Annotated in this window: 14 protein-coding genes; 6 read left to right on the plus strand and 8 right to left on the minus strand. The window is 62.4% G+C overall.

From position 1 onward, the window contains the following. Nucleotides 1-2 precede the first annotated feature (2 nt). The 8 genes from tssG to tssA all read right to left on the minus strand — a co-directional run bounded on the left by tssG (nucleotide 3) and on the right by tssA (nucleotide 8,791). Nucleotides 3-1,013 (minus strand): type VI secretion system baseplate subunit TssG, encoded by a 1,011-nt coding sequence (gene tssG, locus ACZYTC_RS03290; RefSeq protein WP_488988892.1) that lies wholly within the window; start codon nucleotides 1,011-1,013, stop codon nucleotides 3-5. Nucleotides 1,014-1,029: 16 nt separating this feature from the next. Continuing rightward, nucleotides 1,030-2,808 carry a type VI secretion system baseplate subunit TssF gene (gene tssF, locus ACZYTC_RS03295; RefSeq protein ID WP_488988893.1) on the minus strand — a complete coding sequence of 593 codons (1,779 nt, stop codon included), beginning with the start codon at nucleotides 2,806-2,808 and terminating at the stop codon, nucleotides 1,030-1,032. Then, complete coding sequence (gene tssE / locus ACZYTC_RS03300) at nucleotides 2,801-3,310, minus strand: type VI secretion system baseplate subunit TssE (RefSeq protein WP_434957433.1); 510 nt, start codon at nucleotides 3,308-3,310, stop codon at nucleotides 2,801-2,803. Before tssE ends, tssF begins: the two co-directional genes overlap by 8 nt. Beyond that, nucleotides 3,303-4,124: a type VI secretion system accessory protein TagJ gene (locus tag ACZYTC_RS03305; RefSeq protein WP_434957432.1), complete on the minus strand. Its 822-nt coding sequence runs from the start codon at nucleotides 4,122-4,124 to the stop codon at nucleotides 3,303-3,305. Before ACZYTC_RS03305 ends, tssE begins: the two co-directional genes overlap by 8 nt. Continuing rightward, nucleotides 4,121-5,554 (minus strand): type VI secretion system contractile sheath large subunit, encoded by a 1,434-nt coding sequence (gene tssC / locus ACZYTC_RS03310; RefSeq protein WP_488989973.1) that lies wholly within the window; start codon nucleotides 5,552-5,554, stop codon nucleotides 4,121-4,123. Before tssC (ACZYTC_RS03310) ends, ACZYTC_RS03305 begins: the two co-directional genes overlap by 4 nt. Nucleotides 5,555-5,587: 33 nt before the next feature. Next, complete coding sequence (gene tssC, locus ACZYTC_RS03315; RefSeq protein ID WP_488988894.1) at nucleotides 5,588-7,069, minus strand: type VI secretion system contractile sheath large subunit; 1,482 nt, start codon at nucleotides 7,067-7,069, stop codon at nucleotides 5,588-5,590. Nucleotides 7,070-7,095: 26 nt separating this feature from the next. Beyond that, entirely contained in the window at nucleotides 7,096-7,611 is a 516-nt protein-coding gene (tssB, locus tag ACZYTC_RS03320; protein WP_434957430.1) for a type VI secretion system contractile sheath small subunit, read from the minus strand. Between the two features lie 112 nt (nucleotides 7,612-7,723). Next, nucleotides 7,724-8,791, minus strand: coding sequence for a type VI secretion system protein TssA (gene tssA, locus ACZYTC_RS03325; protein ID WP_454816809.1), 1,068 nt, complete (start codon nucleotides 8,789-8,791; stop codon nucleotides 7,724-7,726). A 371-nt stretch (nucleotides 8,792-9,162) separates the two neighbouring features. Here tssA and tssH point away from each other — a divergent pair, with 371 nt between their 5' ends. From tssH to ACZYTC_RS03355, 6 genes are all read left to right on the plus strand, one after another. Further along, entirely contained in the window at nucleotides 9,163-11,940 is a 2,778-nt protein-coding gene (gene tssH, locus ACZYTC_RS03330; RefSeq protein WP_488988895.1) for a type VI secretion system ATPase TssH, read from the plus strand. Between the two features lie 41 nt (nucleotides 11,941-11,981). Beyond that, a complete protein-coding gene (locus tag ACZYTC_RS03335) occupies nucleotides 11,982-12,458 on the plus strand; it encodes an Hcp family type VI secretion system effector (RefSeq protein WP_434957428.1) in 477 nt (158 codons plus the stop codon). 120 nt (nucleotides 12,459-12,578) lie between these two features. After that, the gene (locus tag ACZYTC_RS03340; RefSeq protein WP_488988896.1) at nucleotides 12,579-13,175 is read left to right on the plus strand and encodes a hypothetical protein; all 597 of its coding nucleotides are present in this window, start codon (nucleotides 12,579-12,581) and stop codon (nucleotides 13,173-13,175) included. 84 nt (nucleotides 13,176-13,259) lie between these two features. After that, a complete protein-coding gene (gene tssI, locus ACZYTC_RS03345; RefSeq protein WP_488988897.1) occupies nucleotides 13,260-15,773 on the plus strand; it encodes a type VI secretion system tip protein TssI/VgrG in 2,514 nt (837 codons plus the stop codon). A gap of 152 nt (nucleotides 15,774-15,925) precedes the next feature. Beyond that, the gene (locus ACZYTC_RS03350; RefSeq protein ID WP_488988898.1) at nucleotides 15,926-17,086 is read left to right on the plus strand and encodes a DUF2169 family type VI secretion system accessory protein; all 1,161 of its coding nucleotides are present in this window, start codon (nucleotides 15,926-15,928) and stop codon (nucleotides 17,084-17,086) included. After that, nucleotides 17,083-17,511: a PAAR-like domain-containing protein gene (locus ACZYTC_RS03355; protein ID WP_488988899.1), complete on the plus strand. Its 429-nt coding sequence runs from the start codon at nucleotides 17,083-17,085 to the stop codon at nucleotides 17,509-17,511. The genes ACZYTC_RS03350 and ACZYTC_RS03355 overlap by 4 nt, the downstream gene beginning before the upstream one ends. Nucleotides 17,512-17,519 lie beyond the last annotated feature (8 nt).

The raw sequence follows: 17,519 nt of genomic DNA on the forward strand, positions 1-17,519 counted from the left end.
CCTTACGAGACCGGTTGCAGCGTTGCTTGACGCTCGGTGATGACGGCGTCGTCGCTGTCCCGAGCTGCCGGCGCGCTCCGCGCCCAGCTGTTCCAGCCCAGGCGTGGCGGATCGCCCGCCTGGCCGAGCTGGCAGAAGGGAACATGCTCCTTCTTGAGAACGACCTGGATGTCGAAATCGAGCCCGCAGCCGATGAACAGGCGCGTGAGCGCGAAGAGCTCGCCGATATTGCGGCTGCCGGGCGCCAGCGAGAGATAGTCCCGATAGTCGAGTGGGCCGATCACCACGCGGAAGGTGCTGGAAAGGTCCCGGATGGCCGAACCCGCCATGGCATCGACGCCGAGCCGGACCGTGGCCTCGCGTGTCATCTGGCTTTGTTCAGGCTCGGGCACACCAAGCCAACGGCCCTGGAAGAGCTCGATCTCAACCGGCAGGCCGCTGACCTCGCGCAGCATGGCCCTGAGATTGCTGACATTGCGGGTGCGTGCCGCAAAGAAGCCGCTGAACCGCAGCAGCACATCGTCCTCGACGTTGCTGCGCTCCCGCAACCTGGCGGTGCCGAAGCCGGTGAGGGACAGCAAAGTCCTGATGAAGCCGTTGCGGTCCTCGCGGTTGCCCCAGCGCAACAGCCGGGCAAGCCGATATTTCTCGCTGGCATCGACGAACAACTCGTCCATGCGGGCGCCGAACAGCTGCAGGAAGGCCGCGAGGGAGGAGGATTTGTTACGCTCCTCGCGCATGATGAGTTCATTATAGGTCGGCGGCAGCGAGCCCAGCGGCCCGGCAAGCCCGGCCAGGGCGCTACGCAAGGTGGCCTGGCCTTCCTTTCGGCGAAACTCCGATACCGGGAGGGCAGCTGGTGAGACGCCCGCATGCGCGGTGATAGCAAGCTGCCCCTGCGCCGCCTGCTCTTGCGCCGCCTGGGCGACGCGAAAAGCCGTGGTCGGCTCGAAGCGGCCGGGGTCGCGTTCGAGCAGATCGGCAAGGGCATCTGTGCTACGGTCGGGAAGCATGGTGCGCGAAGGTCTCCTAGAGCAGCGGGCGTTCGGCCGCCCGGGCGGGCCAGGTGGCGATTGGCTTGGATTGGCCCTTGATGGAGACCGTCAGCCGCGTGAAGCTGTTGACCGAGGTGTAGAGGCCGCAAAAGCGATCGAGCACGCTGCCGAACAGGAAGGCTGATGGGCGATCGATCGCGGCCGGATCGAACTCGATCGCGATCTCGGTGCCGGGCACCATGCCGCCCCGGATACGGGCGGTGGCAGCCCTTGCCTCCACCTGGATGATGGCATCGACGAGCTGGCGCGTCTCCGGCAGGTCGCGGAAGGCGTAGAGCGACAGGATGTCCTTGAGCGCTGCCCCGCCATTGTCGAACAGCGAGACATGATTGAGCAGGAGATGCGACATCAGCCGCCAGTTGCGGCCGTCCTCGTCGTTCATGCGCACGGCTGGCGTGGGCGCGATCAGCGCCTCGATCCGTCCGACCGCCTCGTTGCCGGCCGCGAGCTTGAGATGTGGATGGCCGCCACCGAAGGGCAGGCGCTCGGGCAAAGCGCGATTGAGACACCAGGCATCGACGCTTGCCACGGCATCGAGATTGCCGGTGGCACGACGATTGTGGTCGACGAAGGCGATGTCGAGGTCGCAGGTGCCGTCGTCTGGGTCGAAGCGGCGATAGCTCTGCCAATAGGCGGCCGCCGCGCCTGAGCGCTGGGTGCGCCCGAAGAAGGGCTGGCAGGATTGCTGCTCTCCCTTCGATCCAGTCAACATCACCCGCTCGACAGCATAGATCTCGCGCGTCTTCTGCCGCCGCGAGTCGGACAGTAGCCGATATTCGGTACGGGTGCCGTCGAGCGCGAGGGGCTCGCAGGTCTGGCGGAACAGATTGACTACCGGCGTGGCATGCAGCACCAGGTCCCGGGCCGTAACCGAGCGTTCCAGCTTGCCGTCCGTCTCACCGAGATAGACGAAGATCTCCAGCCCGTCGCCGTGCCAGCGCTGCAGTCCGTCGATCTCGAAGAACAGGAATTTCTGCGGCAGCGCGAAGAATTCCGTAAGCAGGCGATAGCCGGTGAAGCTCGTGCTCGGATAAGGCAGCATCGTCTCGTCTGGCGAAAAACCGACCGGCTTGAGATGATCGGCCGGCAGGAAGATCGCCTTGTCATCGTCGGCGTGCCGCGCCAGCGCGATTCCGAGCGTGTGGTTTGCGAGCAATTCGTAGAGCGCGCTTGCTTGCCGCCAGGGCGAGGCGATGTGAAAGCGCAGGCGCCTGAGCCCGAGTTCGGACAGGGGCCGGCGGCCCGCCAGCGAACGGATCGACAGTCGCAGGCAACCGGCCGCGCCGGCATGGCGGGAGAGCGGTGCCTGGATCGGTTGTCCCGACAGCGAGACCGCGCTGACCTCCACTGGTGCGATTTCGACGTCCTGCGTGGTCAGGAAGCGGCAGGTCTCGCCGCCGACCGGTTCGGCCTGCACTTCGGTATGGCGCAGCAGAATCTGCGTGGCGGCCAGCGTCTCGCCGGGCGAGAAGCGCATGATGCTCATGGAGGGTAGGGGCGCGAGATAATGCGGGTAGAGCGTTTCGAGCAGGCCATCGGTCAGCTCGGGAAACTCGTCGTCCAGTTTCTGGCGTACCCTGGCGGCGGAATAGGCGAAGCTCTGGATGAGGCGCTCGACATGGGGATCGTCGGCAACCTCGCCGGTCAGGCGCAACCGTCCGGCGATCTTGGGGAAGGCATCGGCAAAGCGCGACGCCCGTCGGCGCAGGGCCGACAATTCCTCGTTATAGCGTCGCAGAAAGCCCTCAACCATGCGCCGCCTCCACCTGGAAGCGCTGGCTGGTGGGATCGATGGTGGACTCGAAATTGATCGGCGGCATGCCGTCATAGAGGCGGAAGGTCGCCTCTATGCGCATACGCAGCGCTCTTTCGCCCTGGGTGCGGTTCTTGAGGATGGTGACGCGTATGTTCGACAGCCTGGTCTCGAACAGGGCGATGCGCCGCTCGATGGCGCGCGCCAAATGCAGCTTGGCCTCGTCGGTGACAAGGTTGGCTGAGACGATGCCTTCCACCCCGTAGCTGACCAGCGCATCCTTGAGCTCCGCCAGCTTGTCCGGCGGGCTTGTCGGACAGCGCCTGGTGTTCAGCAGGGCTTCAAGGTCGCGGCGGATGGCTTCGCGCATCTCGCGTGCCTGATCCGCGAGGCTGAGGGGAGGGTCCCGAGGAAGGTCCGGGGCTGCGTCGAGCAGCCGGTCCAGGATGGAGCGCGACAGGACCTGCTCACGGGCCCGGAAACGTTCGAGCGGATCAACCATGGGCAGCCTGCTTCTGCCTGATGATTTCGGGCATGCCCAGGCTCTGCATGTCGTGGAAGGAAACCAGCTCGTCACCAGCGAGGAAGCAACGCTGGCCGCGGCCGGCGGTGATGCCGCTGGGCTCGGTGACCCATTCGGTCTCGCGCCCCAGCAACAGCGTCTCGCGGCCTTCGGTGCCCTGATAGATCGCTGGCAGCAGGACCGAGGCGGAGGCGCCGTCGGCCAGCGACAATTCTGCCCGGCGGAAAGCGAGGTCGCGTGGCCGGGCGATCGGCTCCACCGCCACGGAGGCGATCTTGGCGAAGTCGATCCACAGATAGGACCCGCCCGTCATGATCACTTCGAGCGCATGGGGAACCCGATCGTCCAGGTCCCGGAAATCGCCGACCGGTTCGCCGTTCCACAGCATCGGCCGTTCACCGCGCAGTCCGTCCAGGGCCGCCAGCGCCGGCCCTGCCGGGCTGCCTTCACGGTTGATGATGGCGAGTTCGATTGCCGCCCTGTCGAGTGCGCTCGGCCCATGCGGAAATTCGGGGACGGCACCGGTCTCGAACCAGGCCTTGCGGGCCGCCATGGCGCGCAACTGATTGCGGAGCAGGGCAAAGCCCATGGTATCCTGCGGCGCCAGGGTCACGGCGAGGCTGCATTGCGTGTCGGCCCGCTCATAATCGCCGGCGAGGATGAGCAGGTCGATATAGAGATGACGGGCATCCTTGTCGGAGGGGTGAGCCCGCATATGCTCCCTGGCGTGGTCGAGCGCCTGGCTCAGTGCCCCTTCGGAAAGAGAATTGGCGATGCTGGCGGCGAGCGTCATGCTGTCATCCTTCTGGGCAAAGAAGCGGTATCGACGCTGCTCGTCGGCGGCGCCATTTCGGCGATGAGGTGGAAGCTGGTCGAGACGTCGTCGAGCTGGAAATGCGGTTGCAGCCGCACCGTGCAGATGAAGGTGCCGGGCTTGCCGGGCAGTTCCTCCACGCTGATACCGGCCGAGCGCAGCGGATAGCGGGTGCGCAGCGGCAGGTCGGCATCGTCGTTGCCGAGCGTGTAGCCCGACAGCCAGTCCTCGAGCTTGCGCTGCAGCGAGGCGGCATCGGCCAGCCGGCCGACCTGGTCGCGCATGATCACCTTGAGATAATGGGAAAACCGCGAAGCGCAGAGCACATATTGCAGCATGGCAGCGAGACGGGCGTTCTGGCGCGCGTTCTCGTTGGCGTAATGCTGCGGCGCATGGAGCGATTGGTTGGCGTTGAAGATGGCGCAGGCGGACATATAGGTGGTGCCGATCGGCACCAGGCCGTGATCGCAGAACTGCTGTTCCTGGCCGCCCGTCAGGCGAACCTCGACGGGCGCCTGGGCAGACAGTCCCTGGCTCTCCGTGCCGAAATCATAGGCGGCAAGTTCGGCGCTGCTCAGCATGCCACCGTCGACGGCATCCTGGGTAACGCCGCGAATGTCGGCGAACCAGCCGGAGTGAATGAAGTTGCGGATGACGACGCTTGCGAAGGCGAAGGCGCCATTGCCCCACAGCAGGCTGGCGCCGTCCTGCGAGATCGCCTCGCGGAAGGGAAAGCCATCGTCGCGCCGGCGCGAATAGGGCTCATAGGGCTGCCGCATCAGGATGCGTGGCGCGACCAGTCCGAGAAAGCGGGTATCCTCATGGGTCCGCAGGCGGTTCCAGCGTATGCGGTCGGGACTGGTGTCGAGCCAGTTGAGATCCTGCACGCGGTTGAGTTCTGAAAAGCTCTCCAGCCCGATCGCATGGGGTGAGGCGGCCGCCACGAAGGGGCAGAAGGCCGCTGCGGCCACCAGGGCCAATTGGGCAAGTGTGCCAACCACATCGCCATTGGCCTGGGGATCGGTGGGCGAGAGGTGATAGTCCCCGACGAGCAGGCCATAGGGCTCCCCGCCGGGCATACCGAATTCGCGATTATAGACCAGCTCGAACAGGCGGCTCTGATCGAAATCGGATGTGCGCTCCATGGCGCGTGCCAGCTCCTTCCAGCTCAGGCTGAGCAGCTTGATCTTGACCTCGCTCGAGCGCGAGGCCGCGCGCACCAGCATCGCCAGCCCGCGCCAGCGTGCTTCCATCGCCTGGAATTCGGGATGATGCAGGATCGCGTTGACCTGGCGATTCAATGCCTCGTCGATCAGGGCGATGAGCTGATCTGCTCTGCCTCGCAGCAAGTTCTCGAACCTATCGTCGGAATGGGCTTTCCTGGGAAAGCCGAAGGTGCCGCCGGGCAGGCCGGCGGCACGGCTCAGGATATATTTGCCGGCTTAGTTCTTGGCAGGAATGCGAGCGACCATGCGCAGTGAGGTCGTCAGTTCCTCCATCTGCAGCCAGGGACGCATCCAGGCCACGGCGTTGTAGGAGCCGGGCTTGCCCGGGACCTCCTGCACCGTCACCTTGGCGTCACGCAGCGGATAGCGCGCCCGGGTTTCCTCGCCCGCCTCGTCATTGGCGTTGACATAGTTGGAAATCCAGCGGTTGAGCCAAGCCTCACAATCCTTGGCCTCCATGAAGGAGCCGATCTTGTCGCGGCCCATCACCTTGAGATAATGGGCAAAGCGCGAGGTCGCCATCATGTAGGGAAGGCGTGCCGAGACGGCGGCATTGGCATTCGCCTCGGGCCGATCGTACAGCTTGGGCTTGTGCGTCGTCTGCGCGCCGAAGAACACTGCATAATCGGTGTTCTTGTAGTGGCACAGCGGCAGGAAGCCGAGCTTGCCGAGTTCGGCGTCGCGCCGGTCGGTGATACCGACTTCGGTGGGGCATTTGAGATCGAGGTCGCCGTCGTCGCTGGAGAAGATATGCATCGGCAGGTTCTCGACCTTGCCGCCATTCTCGGCGCCGCGGATGGCGGTGCACCAGCCATATTTGGCAAAGGCCTCGGTCAGGCGCGTGCCCATCACATAGGCGGCATTCATCCAGCAGTAATTGTCATGCGGCAGCTCGCCGGTCTTGGAATCGCCGGTCTCGTCATAGCCGAATTCATCGATGGGATGCGTCTTGGGTCCATAGGGCATGCGGGCCAGGACGCGCGGCAGGGCCAGGGTGACGAAGCGTGAATCATCGCTTTCGCGCAAGGAACGCCACTTGGCATACTCAACCGTTTCGAAGATCTTCTCGAGATCACGCGGGCGTGCAAGGTCGCGATAGTCCTCGAAGCCGAACATGCGCGGGCTCGCCGCCGAGATGAAGGGGGCGAAAGCCGCTGCCGCGATCGAGGACAGGCCCTGCAGCAACTGGACGTCATCGAAGGAGTTGTCGAATTCGTAGTCACCCACAATGGCGCCCATCGGCTCGCCGCCCGGCGTTCCGAATTCGTCTTCGTAGATCGACTTGAACAGGCGAGACTGGTCGAACTCGACGGCCTTGGACAGATCCCTGGCAAGATCACGCTTGGAGGCGTTGAGCACCCGGATCTTCAGATTGACGCTGGTCTCGCTGTTCTTCACCAGATAGTTGAGGCCGCGCCAGGCGCCTTCGAGCTTGGTGAATTCGGGTGACTGCATGATCGCCGCCAACTGGCGCGAGATCATCTTGTCGAGGGCGGCGATGGCGTTGTTGAGCGTCACCGTCAGGTTGCGGTCGTAGACGACCGTGCCCTTGAGAGCTTGGTCGGTCAGGGTACGCAGCAGGTCCTGGGCGCGGTCCGGCTCGGTCTGACGCGTAGCCGCTACCACTTGGGTGAGCAGATTCTCGTCCGCGGAGGTTTCGACGACGACATCGCGCTGGGCTTGAGTCTTGGCATTCATGGCTCGATCCTCGTATCGCTCAGGCGTCAGTTCGCCGAGCCGTCCTTGTTATTGCCGTCGAGTTGGCCGACCAGTTTCTTGATGTCGGACTGGCTCTGCAGGATGCTTTCGAGCAGACGCTCGAGATCCTCGGAACGGTCGGCCTTGCTCATCAGGTCGCGCAACTGGTTGCGCGCGTCGAGCAGGGCCTTGAGCGCCGGAACCTGGTTGACGATCGAGCCGGGTTCGAAGTCTTCCATGCTCTCGAATTTGAGGTTGACGGCGAGATCGGTGCCATCATCGGCCAGGGTGTTCTCGACCGCGATATTGAGGCCGGGCGTCATGCGGCGCATGACGTCGTCGAAATTGTCGCGGTCGATCTGCACGAATTTGCGCTCGCCGAAGGGTTTGAGCGGCTGGGTCGGATTGCCCGAGAAATCGCCGAGCACGCCGACGACGAAGGGCAGCTCCTTGACCACCATCGCCCCTTCGGTCTCGACTTCGTACTTGATGTGAACCCGGGGTTTGCGCACCCTCTCGAGCTTGGCGTGAACGCTTTCCATCTTGGTCTTCCTATCTGTGCCATGAAGCACGCTGATAATTTCTTGTATCGTCGGAACGGGAGATGCTGGCGGGGGCGAGGGCCTCAGCCTCCGTCAAGTCCGCTGGCGCCTCTCAAGTGTCCCGCTTCTCGGCTTTGGCCTGAATCCCGGCCGCGGTCAGGACGGCATTGCGCGTCTGCGCCTCGGGAAGGAGTTCGGCCAGCAGTTCAGAAAAGTCCATGCGCCCTCTGCGCACCAGTGTTTCGATGGCTAAGGAAATCGGGGAATGCGGTTCCGTCCGTCGAAAATGGCGGGCAACGGCGAGCAGGATCTCGAAAGCTTCCTCGCGCGAGCCGATGACGCTGCCGGGGGCAAGAGAGCGCGGTGCTGCCAATGCTGGAGCGGCGTCACCGACACTGGCCGCCTGGATCTCGGCCGTGGAGACTGGCGCCGTATCGCCTTCTTCCCCACCAAGGCCGGTGAGATCCCGGATGGCTGCCGCAACTTCCTGCAATACGTTGCGGGTGTTGGAGCTCGGCGGTGCCCGATCCCCACAGCGCTCGGTCAGCACCGCTGCCAGCTTGGCAAAGGAGGCGATGCAGTCGTTGACGACGGCCAGATGTGCGGCCATGGCGGTGATTCCCGCCTCCGTGGCTGCCTCGTGCAGGAGATCGCGACGTTCGGTTTCTCCGGCGCGCTGAGCGAGCTGGTAGTCCCATAGCGAGTGCTGGGCAAAACTGCCATTGGGCACCAGCGAGGCCAGTCGAATCGCCTGGATCAGCGAGCCTTCGCTGTTGACGCCATTGAGACCGGCAAGGGGGGCCAATCGCTCCTCGATGTCGTCGTCGCCAATGGAATGCAGTTGCTCCCAATAATTGTCTAAAAGCGACATCATGGCCGCGAAACTGTCCCGCAGCCCTTCGAAGCCACGCAGCCTAAGCTGGGCCTCGGCGAGCCAGGCAAGGATTTCGATATCCTTGCTATTGGACGACAAGATCTGCAGACCTAGTTCATTGACTTCATGCCAGGCCGGCGTAAGTCGAATATTTTCATTCGGAGACGCACTACGCTCAACGCTTCGAGCAGCATTGCGAGCGTCCTTAATCCGATAATACTTTTCCTGATATTTGGGAGTTACCCTGATATTCTCGCCGCATGGGCTGTCCTGCCCAAGTGGAGAGATAATCTCCCTCAAATCCATCAGCACAGCGGCCCCAAGCTTTAAACTCCTGACACATCCCGATGGCAGTCTGCTTCCAAATGCTCAAGCATTCTGTTTCCAAAGGTACAGTAATGTCAATGCCACAGCCGGTATGATGAATTAATGACGGACTATGGTATTAGCTTACAGTTTTCCAATCGATGAAGAATTATATGAATCATGTCACGCGAATGTCATCAAATTGTCATGTACTATCGTACCACCAATTTAGGGATAGACTCGCAGTGGTGTACCGGTATCTTGGCTTTTGTAATAATAGCTCTATAGACGGAAAATAGGAATCCTGCTTAACTCAATTGACGTTACGGCGCACTTGTGCATGAGCAGAAAAACCTACGTGGAATTCGTGGATGCCGAATATTGATCTCAACCAACTTGTCAGGATGTTGGGACCGGAGCTACGTGTCGCTCTTGAGACAGCTGCGTCCATCGCCGCACGCAATGCGAACCCCACTGTGGAGGTCGCGCACTGGCTGAGCGGGCTTGTCCAAGCGCCCGATCTGGTGGCGCGTTTTGAACAGGCAGGGCTCCGCGTCGAAGCTCTCAGGCGCGAGCTCGACATGGCCATTGCCGACCTGTCGCGGGACGGTCAGGCGCAGCTGACTCTGTCGCAGAATGTGCTGACGCTTGCCCGTGAGGCGTGGCTGGTGGCTTCGCTGCAGTTTGGTCGCAGCCGCGTGGAATTCGGCGATCTCCTGGTGGCGCTTGCCACCGAGCAGAGCCTTCGCATCGTAGCGCGAGCCACGGCCCCGAGCCTGCGGGACATCGATCTCAAGGCCGTCGAAGCGGCGCTTGCCGATCTCAAGACCGGGAATGCGGATCAGGCGCTGGCTGGGGTGGCAGCGCCGACCGGGGCGGCCGCCGGCGAGAGCGATTTCCTGCGTCTCTACACCCAGGACATGACGGCGGATGCCCGCTCCGGTCGCATCGATCCGGTGATCGGGCGTGACCGTGAACTGCGCCAGGTCATCGACGTCTTGATGCGCCGTCGGCAAAACAACCCGATTCTGGTCGGCGAGGCCGGCGTCGGCAAGACGGCCATCGCCGAGGCGCTGGCCCTGGAGATTGCGGGCGGCAATGTGCCGGCCATGCTGAAGGGTGTGCGCCTGCTGTCGCTCGATCTCAGCCTGCTGCAGGCCGGGGCCGGGGTGAAAGGCGAGTTCGAACGCCGGCTGCATGGCGTGGTGGATGCGGTCAAGGCCTCGCCTGTGCCGATCATCCTGTTCATCGACGAGGCGCACAGCCTGATCGGGGCCGGCGGCCAAGCCGGACAAGGCGATGCCGCCAACATTCTCAAGCCCTCGCTGGCACGCGGCGAACTGCGCACCATCGCCGCCACGACCTGGGGTGAATATAAGCGCTTCATCGAGCGCGACGCGGCTCTGACCCGCCGCTTCCAGACCGTGAAGGTCGATGAGCCTGACGAAGAAACCGCGATCCGCATGCTGCGTGGCGTGGCCGGTGCCTTCCGGTCCCATCACAAGGTGCGCATTCGCGACGAAGCGCTGGCTGCGGCGGTACGATTATCCGCACGTTATATTCCAGCCCGCCAATTGCCTGACAAGGCGATCAGTCTCATCGATACAGCCGCAGCTGCGGTATCCCTGGGGCGGCAGGCCGTTCCGGAGGCGATCCGATCGCTGCGGGGCGAACGCGAATTGCTGGAAGTCGAGGCCGCCTGGCTCGTCAAGGAGCCGGAGAGCACGGAAGGTCTCGAACGGCGCGGGCAGATCGATAACCGACTCGCGATGATCGCCGACGAGATCGAGGGGCTTCAGGCCCGCTTCGAGGCCGAGGCGCGTTTGGTGGAGGAGGCCGATCGGCTGGAGGCGATCCTGTCGGGCGAAGACGAGGCAGGCGAGCCCTCGTCGCCAGTCGGTGATGACGGCAATGTCGCGCCTTTCCCCGAGCAGCCCGGTACCCGCGAAAGCGCCCGCGCCGCGCTTGCGGTCGCCGAAGACAGCCTCGCAGAACTTACCGGCGAAACGCCTCTGTTGCCGCGCGCCGTCGACCGCGAGGTGATCGCTTCGCTGGTGGCGCGCTGGACCGGCATACCCATCGGCAAGCTGCTCACCGACCAGATCGAGACGGTCAAGACGCTGGAAGCGCGCCTGAAGGAGCGTGTGATCGGCCAGGACGGCGCCATCGGTCGTGTCGCTTCGGCGATGCGCACGGCCCGGGCCGGGCTTTCCGATCCGCGCCGGCCGCCGGCGGTGTTCCTGTTCGTCGGCATGTCCGGCACCGGCAAGACCGAGACGGCGCTGGCGCTCGCCGACCTGCTCTATGGCGGCAGCCAGCATCTGACCACCATCAACATGTCGGAATTCAAGGAGGAGCACAAGATCTCCATGCTCCTTGGTTCGCCGCCCGGCTATGTCGGCTATGGCGAGGGCGGCGTGCTGACGGAGGCCATCAGGCGCCGGCCTTATGGCGTGCTGCTGCTGGACGAGATCGACAAGGCCCATCCCGGGGTCCAGGAGATCTTCTACCAGGTCTTCGACAAGGGCACGCTGCGCGACGGCGAAGGCCGCGACATCGATTTCAAAAACACCACCATCGTGATGACGGCCAATACCGGCTCGGAACTGCTGGCCACACTGGCTGGCGATCCCGACACCATGCCGGAAGGCGAGGCGCTGGAGGGGCTGCTGCTCGGCGAATTGCAAAAGCAATTCAAGCCCGCCTTCCTCGGCCGCACCACCATCCTGCCCTTCATGCCGCTCGACAAGGCGGCGATGTCGGGCATCGTCGACATCCAGATCGGGCGCATTCAGGGCCGCGTTTCGGCGAGCTATGGCAGCGACGTTGTCCTTCTGCCTGCGGCGCGTGAGGCCCTGGTTACCCGCGCCGGCACCAGCGAGATGGGCGCACGTGCCATCGAAGCGATGATCGCGCGCGAGCTTCTGCCGGATCTGTCCACCTTTTTCCTCGATCAGGTCGCCGCCGGAAGCAAGGCGGCGCGGATCGAGATCGGATTTGACGGACGCCGTTTCAGCATTGGCGCTGAGCCGGCGGCGGCCGCCAAGGAATTCGCCGGGCCGAGGAAACGGCCGGCGGATAAAGCAGCCTCGAATGGCAAGAAGGCTCATTCGGATGCGGTACGACCCAGAAAGGCGCGAGCGCCTTGACCTGACAAGGCCGATTCAACTTCGAACAGGAGAGAAGTAGTATGCCGATTTATCTGCAGCTCGATGGTATCCAGGGCGACGCCACCCAGGAACAGCATAAGAAGTGGATGGATATCGAAGCCATTCACTGGAATGTTTCGCGCAACATGAACACCTCGGCGGGTTCCGCCGCCAACCGTGAAGCGTCCGAGCCGACGATTTCGGAAGTGATCCTGACCAAGGTCAGCGATTCCTCCTCCACCCGGCTGTTCCAGGAAGCCTGCTCGGGCCGCACTGGCAAGACGGCGGTGATCCACCTGGTGTCCACCGGCAGCCCCGGCAACACCTATATCGAATACACGCTGACCAACACGCTGCTGGCCAATTATTCGGTCGATTCGAATGGCGACCGCCCGGTCGAGACGATCCGGCTCAACTTCACCAAGATGCAGGTGAAGTACACCCCCTACGGCGAGGACAACAGCAACGGCTCGCCGACGATCGCCACCTACGATCTGGCCACGACGAAGGCCGCCTAAGAGCTGCGCCGCACTGGACGCCGGCCTTCATCGGCTGGCGTCCAATTCGTTCGTTTACGCCTCGGGATCTTCGATCGAGGCGCCACCAACACAGGCTTCACATCAGCGAAGGGGAGTACGATGGGATTCCAGGACGGTATTCGAAAGGTTTCTCTCACACCCCAGCATCTCATTGTCGAAGAAAAATATAGCAGCAGCCCTCTGTTTGACATGGTCGCGCCAAGCCAGAAGGTGAAGGGGATCAAGGTCGTCGGCACCAAGCACAAGCATGGCCTGCGGCACGTGATCACTTTGGCCAAGGTCGAGGACGTCTATTTCAAGGGGCGCAAATTGCCGGGCATGCCCGGGGCTAGGGAGTTGTTCGAGGAATGGATTACGCCAGGCCAGCAGATCACCACGCGCCCAACCGGTGAATTGACGCCAACGCTCGCCTATGTCGGGAAATACAACACCTTCAGCGCCACTTTTTTGGGCAGCGCCGAGAAGAAGCTCTCCCTCGGATTCATCGATTATTACGGGGAAGACCCGGCACCGAGCGTGATCCTGCATACCAATGCGACGGTTCCGTTCATCCAGTACGGCGACGAGAACCTCATCGCGGCCGCCTATTACAACACCAAGACGAGACGCTTGGAAATATTGCGGCAGTTCAATCTCAAGACGCTCGCTGACGACTTCATTCGGCGCTTCGCCGCGGAATATTCGTCTGGATCATAGATAGCCGCTTCGAAGGCCAGGAGAACGATACTCCCCGCCTTGCGTGAGGTTTGAATTCTAGCATCAGATCAGGAATTGCATTCGATGGACGGCGACGCCAGCTCAGCATCCTACATCCAGGCCGAACGCATCCTGCGCATCGAGACGCCCTTGGGCTCGGATGTGCTGCTGCCCGAACATGTGGAGATGCGCGAGGCGGTGAACGATCTGTTCACGCTCGTCATCGCGGTGCGCTCCAAGAAGACCGACATCAAGCCGAACGAGATCGTGGGCAAGCTGGTCGACGTCTCCCTCGAACTCGGCCAGGGCGAGCGGCGCACCTGGAATGGGCTGGTGGTGCGCCTCGTTGAGGGACCGCCGGTGACGCGGGGCCTGCGCGCCTATCAGCTCGAGATCCGGCCCCAGCACTGGCTGATGAGCCAGCGTTCGGACTGCCGGATCTGGCAGGACAAGAGCTCGCTCGACGTTGCCCGCACTTTGCTCTCCGAGCACAAGCTGCAGGCGCCGGTAACCTCGGGCGTCATCCCCGAACCCAAGCCCCAGCATTATTCGGTCCAGTTCAATGAAACGGACCTCGCTTATCTTCTGCGCCGCCTGGAGGAGGACGGCCTGTTCTTCTGGTTCGAGCATGAGGGCGGGGAGGCCGGCTCGGTCGCGGCCAGGCACGTCATGCATATCGCCTCGCATGTCTCGGGCTACACCAGCGGGCCGGAGACGGATGTGCGTCTCGCCATGGGCTCGAGCGACCGCAACCACCTCACCAAATTCCAGCGCAGTTTCACCTATGTGCCCGGCAAGCGCTCGGCGGGGGACTGGAACTTCCTCACCCCCGGTTCCCTGCCTTCCGGCGAGACGCCGAGCTTGGTGTCGCTGCCGGGCAACGAGGCCTATGAACTCTATGAATATCCCATGGTCGGCGGCTACGGTTCCGACAGTGCCTCCGAGGGCATCGCCAATGATCGGGTGGAACGCCAGTCCAAGCTGAGGATGCAGGCGGCCGAGGCCGATTTCGAGCGCATCGAGGGCGCTTCCTCCATCCGCACGCTGCAGCCCGGCCGGCTCTTCCGGCCCTATGACGTCGCCAATCCCGGCAACGCCTATGAGGAGCACGTCACCTTCCAGATCGTGCATATGGCGCGAGACCGCTCCTACGAGACGAATGAGGGCGAGCCGGAATATTCCAACCGCTTCATGGCCCTGCCGAGCCGGGTGCCGGCGACGCCGCACCGCTCGACGCAGCGCCCGCGCATCGACGGCACCGACATCGCCATCATCGCCGGCCCGCCGGGTGAGGAGATCCATCCCGACAAATATGGCCGGGTGAAGGTGTGGTTCCCCTGGGACCGCCGCGCCAAGAAGGACGGCACCGACACCTGCTGGATCCGGGTGGCGCAGAACTGGGGCGGCGGCAATTGGGGCGGCCAGATCATCCCGCGCGTGGGCATGGAAGCGATCGTTTCCTATCTCGGCGGCGACCCCGACAGGCCGATCATCACCGCGCTGGTGCCCAATGCCAGCCAGCAGGTGCCCTACCAACTGCCCGAGCACAAGACCAAGAGCATCTTCCGCTCCAACACCTACAAGTCGAAGGATCCGACCAAGTTCAACGAGTTCTCCTTCGAGGACGCGCCGGGCCAGGAGAACTTCCACCTGCATGCCCAGAAGGACATGACCTCGAAGGTGCTCAACAACCAGATCCACACGGTGGATGCCAGTGCGCTGCATTCCTACGGCCAGCAGCACCAGCTCACCGTGGGCGCCAACATGAACCACCAGGTCGGCGGCGGGCTCAACCAGGTGGTGGGCGCCACCACCGGCATGGGCGCGGCTGCCTTGCTGGCCCCGCTCGCCGGGCTGATGGGCCAGAGCGCGGGCATGCTGCAGCAGGCCATGGCGATCGCCGCGCAGGCGGCCGCGAGCCAGCCGGGCAGCGCTGCAAGCAAGACCGCCGGCGCGGCGGCCTCGGCCGTGACGCAAGCGGCGCTGGGCGGTCTCGGCGGCGGATCCGGCCTCGGCGGTTCGGCAGCAGGGGGAGGCGGCGGTGCCAGCGATGGCGGCATCCTCTCCACCCCGCCCTTCGTGCCACCGGCCGATGCCGGTGGGCAGGGCGGCATTGCCGGGGGCATCGCCGGCTCCTTGATGAACAACGTGCTCGGCGTCGCCTCAGGCCTCTTTGACCAAGGCCTGAAGGCTGCCGCCAATGTCGCCCCCCAGGCCCTGTTCCAAGCCGGCGGCGCCCCGATGGCTGCGGCTGGCACATCGGCGCTGGGTACGCTGGGGGGGCTATTGGGAGGAGGCGTGCTTAGCCAGACCATCGGGCGGATGCAGGTCAAGAACGTAGGCGTGGCCAGCGCTGAGCATATCGGCACCGCGAAGGTGTCGAATGTGGGGCAAGTGTCGATGGAGAAAGTCGGCCATACCAAGCGGGTAAGGGTCGGTGAAGAGCTTCTTGTCGAAGTCGGCGGAAATGACGGGAAGGAACCAAAATCTGTATTGCTAATGAAATCTGACGGAACAATTCTAATCAAAGGCATACGTATATACGTTGAGGGTGATACTCACATTCAACTTATTACACCGATGCAAGACAATAATTGAGAGGATGAAGATGAGATGATGATGAATGGTTTTCGTGGCTTGGAGAGATGTGCAGCTACCCATGCATTCGGTTGCCCGTTGTTTTCTGCCGTCGCCGCGAAATCCAGACCTTCCGTATGTGTGGTACGCGCAATCCACCACGAGAAATGACCATGCCCAAGCTCGTCAATCACACGCCTTATCCCAATTTTCGCTATTACAGTGCGGACAATCAAAATCGCGACTTTGGAGTCATCATCGTCAAAGCGACCTATGAACTTGCGCCCTCCGGTCGGTTACTCATTGCCGAAGAGCAGGCACCGCTGGTGTTCACCGACCTGACGCATGGTGCCTTGAATATCTCATCCCTGTGGCATCCCTCGGATATGGTGCCGAATAAGCCCGCCACAGATGTCATCGTCAACGCGATAGCATACGCGCCAGGTAGCAAGCCCACGCCGTCTTGGCTCTGCGGCATTAAGATCATGGATGGAGCGCAGATCCTCCTCGACAAGCAATTACGTGTCACGGGCCCACGACAGTGGGAGCCAATCTGGCGGGGACAGATGCGCGAGAAGGCTAAATCCGACTGGTGTGCGTACCGGGAGCATTTTCTGGAATGGCGGCTCACTGAACCCGAGCCGATTACGCAACTGCCACTTCAGTATGAATATGCCTATGGCGGCGAAATCGCTACTGGTGCGGATGATGACGGCACCGCATGCTTTGATACGGACGCGTGCAATCCAATCGGTCAGGGCAAACTCGACCGGGAATGGACCGATCATGCAAATGACGTGCCCGCACCGCAGATCGAAGATCCGAAGATTCCGATTATAGAGCCTTACATGGCCTATGTGCCTCAGAATCTAGGGCCGATTCCACCTGCCTGGGAGCCACGTTATCCTCTAGGCGGAACTTACGATCAGAACTGGATCGATAATATTTGGCCTAAGTGGCCAGCGGATTATGACTTTGCCTATCACAATTCGGCGCACCCCGATTTGATCGTCACACCATATCTGAAAGGTGGCGAGCGGGTGACACTTACCGGATTGTCCATGGGAAGGGAGACCTTGGCGTTTAATCTACCGAATGAAAGCATATTCGTCGATCTCGTCAGCGAGGACGGTCATGAGAAACGCCAGGATATGGTGCTCGATACCGTGTTTCTCGATATCGCCGCCGCATCTTGGCGCGACTGGCGTGTATTCCTGTCATGGCGGGTAAATTTCGAACCGCACATCCATGAAGAAGCCATTATCCAACGTGTGATCAAAGCAGTTTCAGCCGCTGATCTGCGTAGAAGTCTGAGAGAAAGGAGCGCGGCATGAGTCAAGCCATGGTTTCAGCGCGCAAATGCGCCTCAAACGTCATCGCATCAAAGGGGCCGGACGTGTGCCTGACACCAATAGGGAGCGGTGTGAAGCCCGTCGCTTATTCCTCCATGGTGACGCTCGACAAGGCAATCCGCTATTCGAAATCGGTGCGTGACAACGGAAAGTTTGATTGCCAACTGAATACTGCCGTTCCGGGTGTAACTGGGCATGAGCCAGGTACCGAGCGCGGTGTCGTTAGCCCGGGCTATAAGGGGTACGCGCTCGTAAATATCGCTTCGACCTTCGTATATTCGGAAGGGTTCGCGACCTGGGCGCACATGCAAGAAGCCTGGATCAATCGGCCTGACGCTGGACCACAGGAGCCTCAAAAGAGTGAGACAGAGAGGGTGATTCCCTCATTTGGTAGGTTTGTCGAGTAGTTCTTCGC

This window comes from Labrys sp. F242 (assembly GCF_057813875.1).

Coding starts and splice junctions, on each gene's coding strand:
- tssG (WP_488988892.1), bottom strand. CDS start 1,013: ATGCTTCCCGACCGTAGCACAGATGCCCTTGCCGATCTGCTCGAACGC.
- tssF (WP_488988893.1), bottom strand. CDS start 2,808: ATGGTTGAGGGCTTTCTGCGACGCTATAACGAGGAATTGTCGGCCCTG.
- tssE (WP_434957433.1), bottom strand. CDS start 3,310: ATGGTTGATCCGCTCGAACGTTTCCGGGCCCGTGAGCAGGTCCTGTCG.
- ACZYTC_RS03305 (WP_434957432.1), bottom strand. CDS start 4,124: ATGACGCTCGCCGCCAGCATCGCCAATTCTCTTTCCGAAGGGGCACTG.
- tssC (WP_488988894.1), bottom strand. CDS start 7,069: ATGAATGCCAAGACTCAAGCCCAGCGCGATGTCGTCGTCGAAACCTCC.
- tssB (WP_434957430.1), bottom strand. CDS start 7,611: ATGGAAAGCGTTCACGCCAAGCTCGAGAGGGTGCGCAAACCCCGGGTT.
- tssA (WP_454816809.1), bottom strand. CDS start 8,791: ATGGATTTGAGGGAGATTATCTCTCCACTTGGGCAGGACAGCCCATGC.
- tssH (WP_488988895.1), top strand. CDS start 9,163: ATGCCGAATATTGATCTCAACCAACTTGTCAGGATGTTGGGACCGGAG.
- ACZYTC_RS03335 (WP_434957428.1), top strand. CDS start 11,982: ATGCCGATTTATCTGCAGCTCGATGGTATCCAGGGCGACGCCACCCAG.
- ACZYTC_RS03340 (WP_488988896.1), top strand. CDS start 12,579: ATGGGATTCCAGGACGGTATTCGAAAGGTTTCTCTCACACCCCAGCAT.
- tssI (WP_488988897.1), top strand. CDS start 13,260: ATGGACGGCGACGCCAGCTCAGCATCCTACATCCAGGCCGAACGCATC.
- ACZYTC_RS03350 (WP_488988898.1), top strand. CDS start 15,926: ATGCCCAAGCTCGTCAATCACACGCCTTATCCCAATTTTCGCTATTAC.
- ACZYTC_RS03355 (WP_488988899.1), top strand. CDS start 17,083: ATGAGTCAAGCCATGGTTTCAGCGCGCAAATGCGCCTCAAACGTCATC.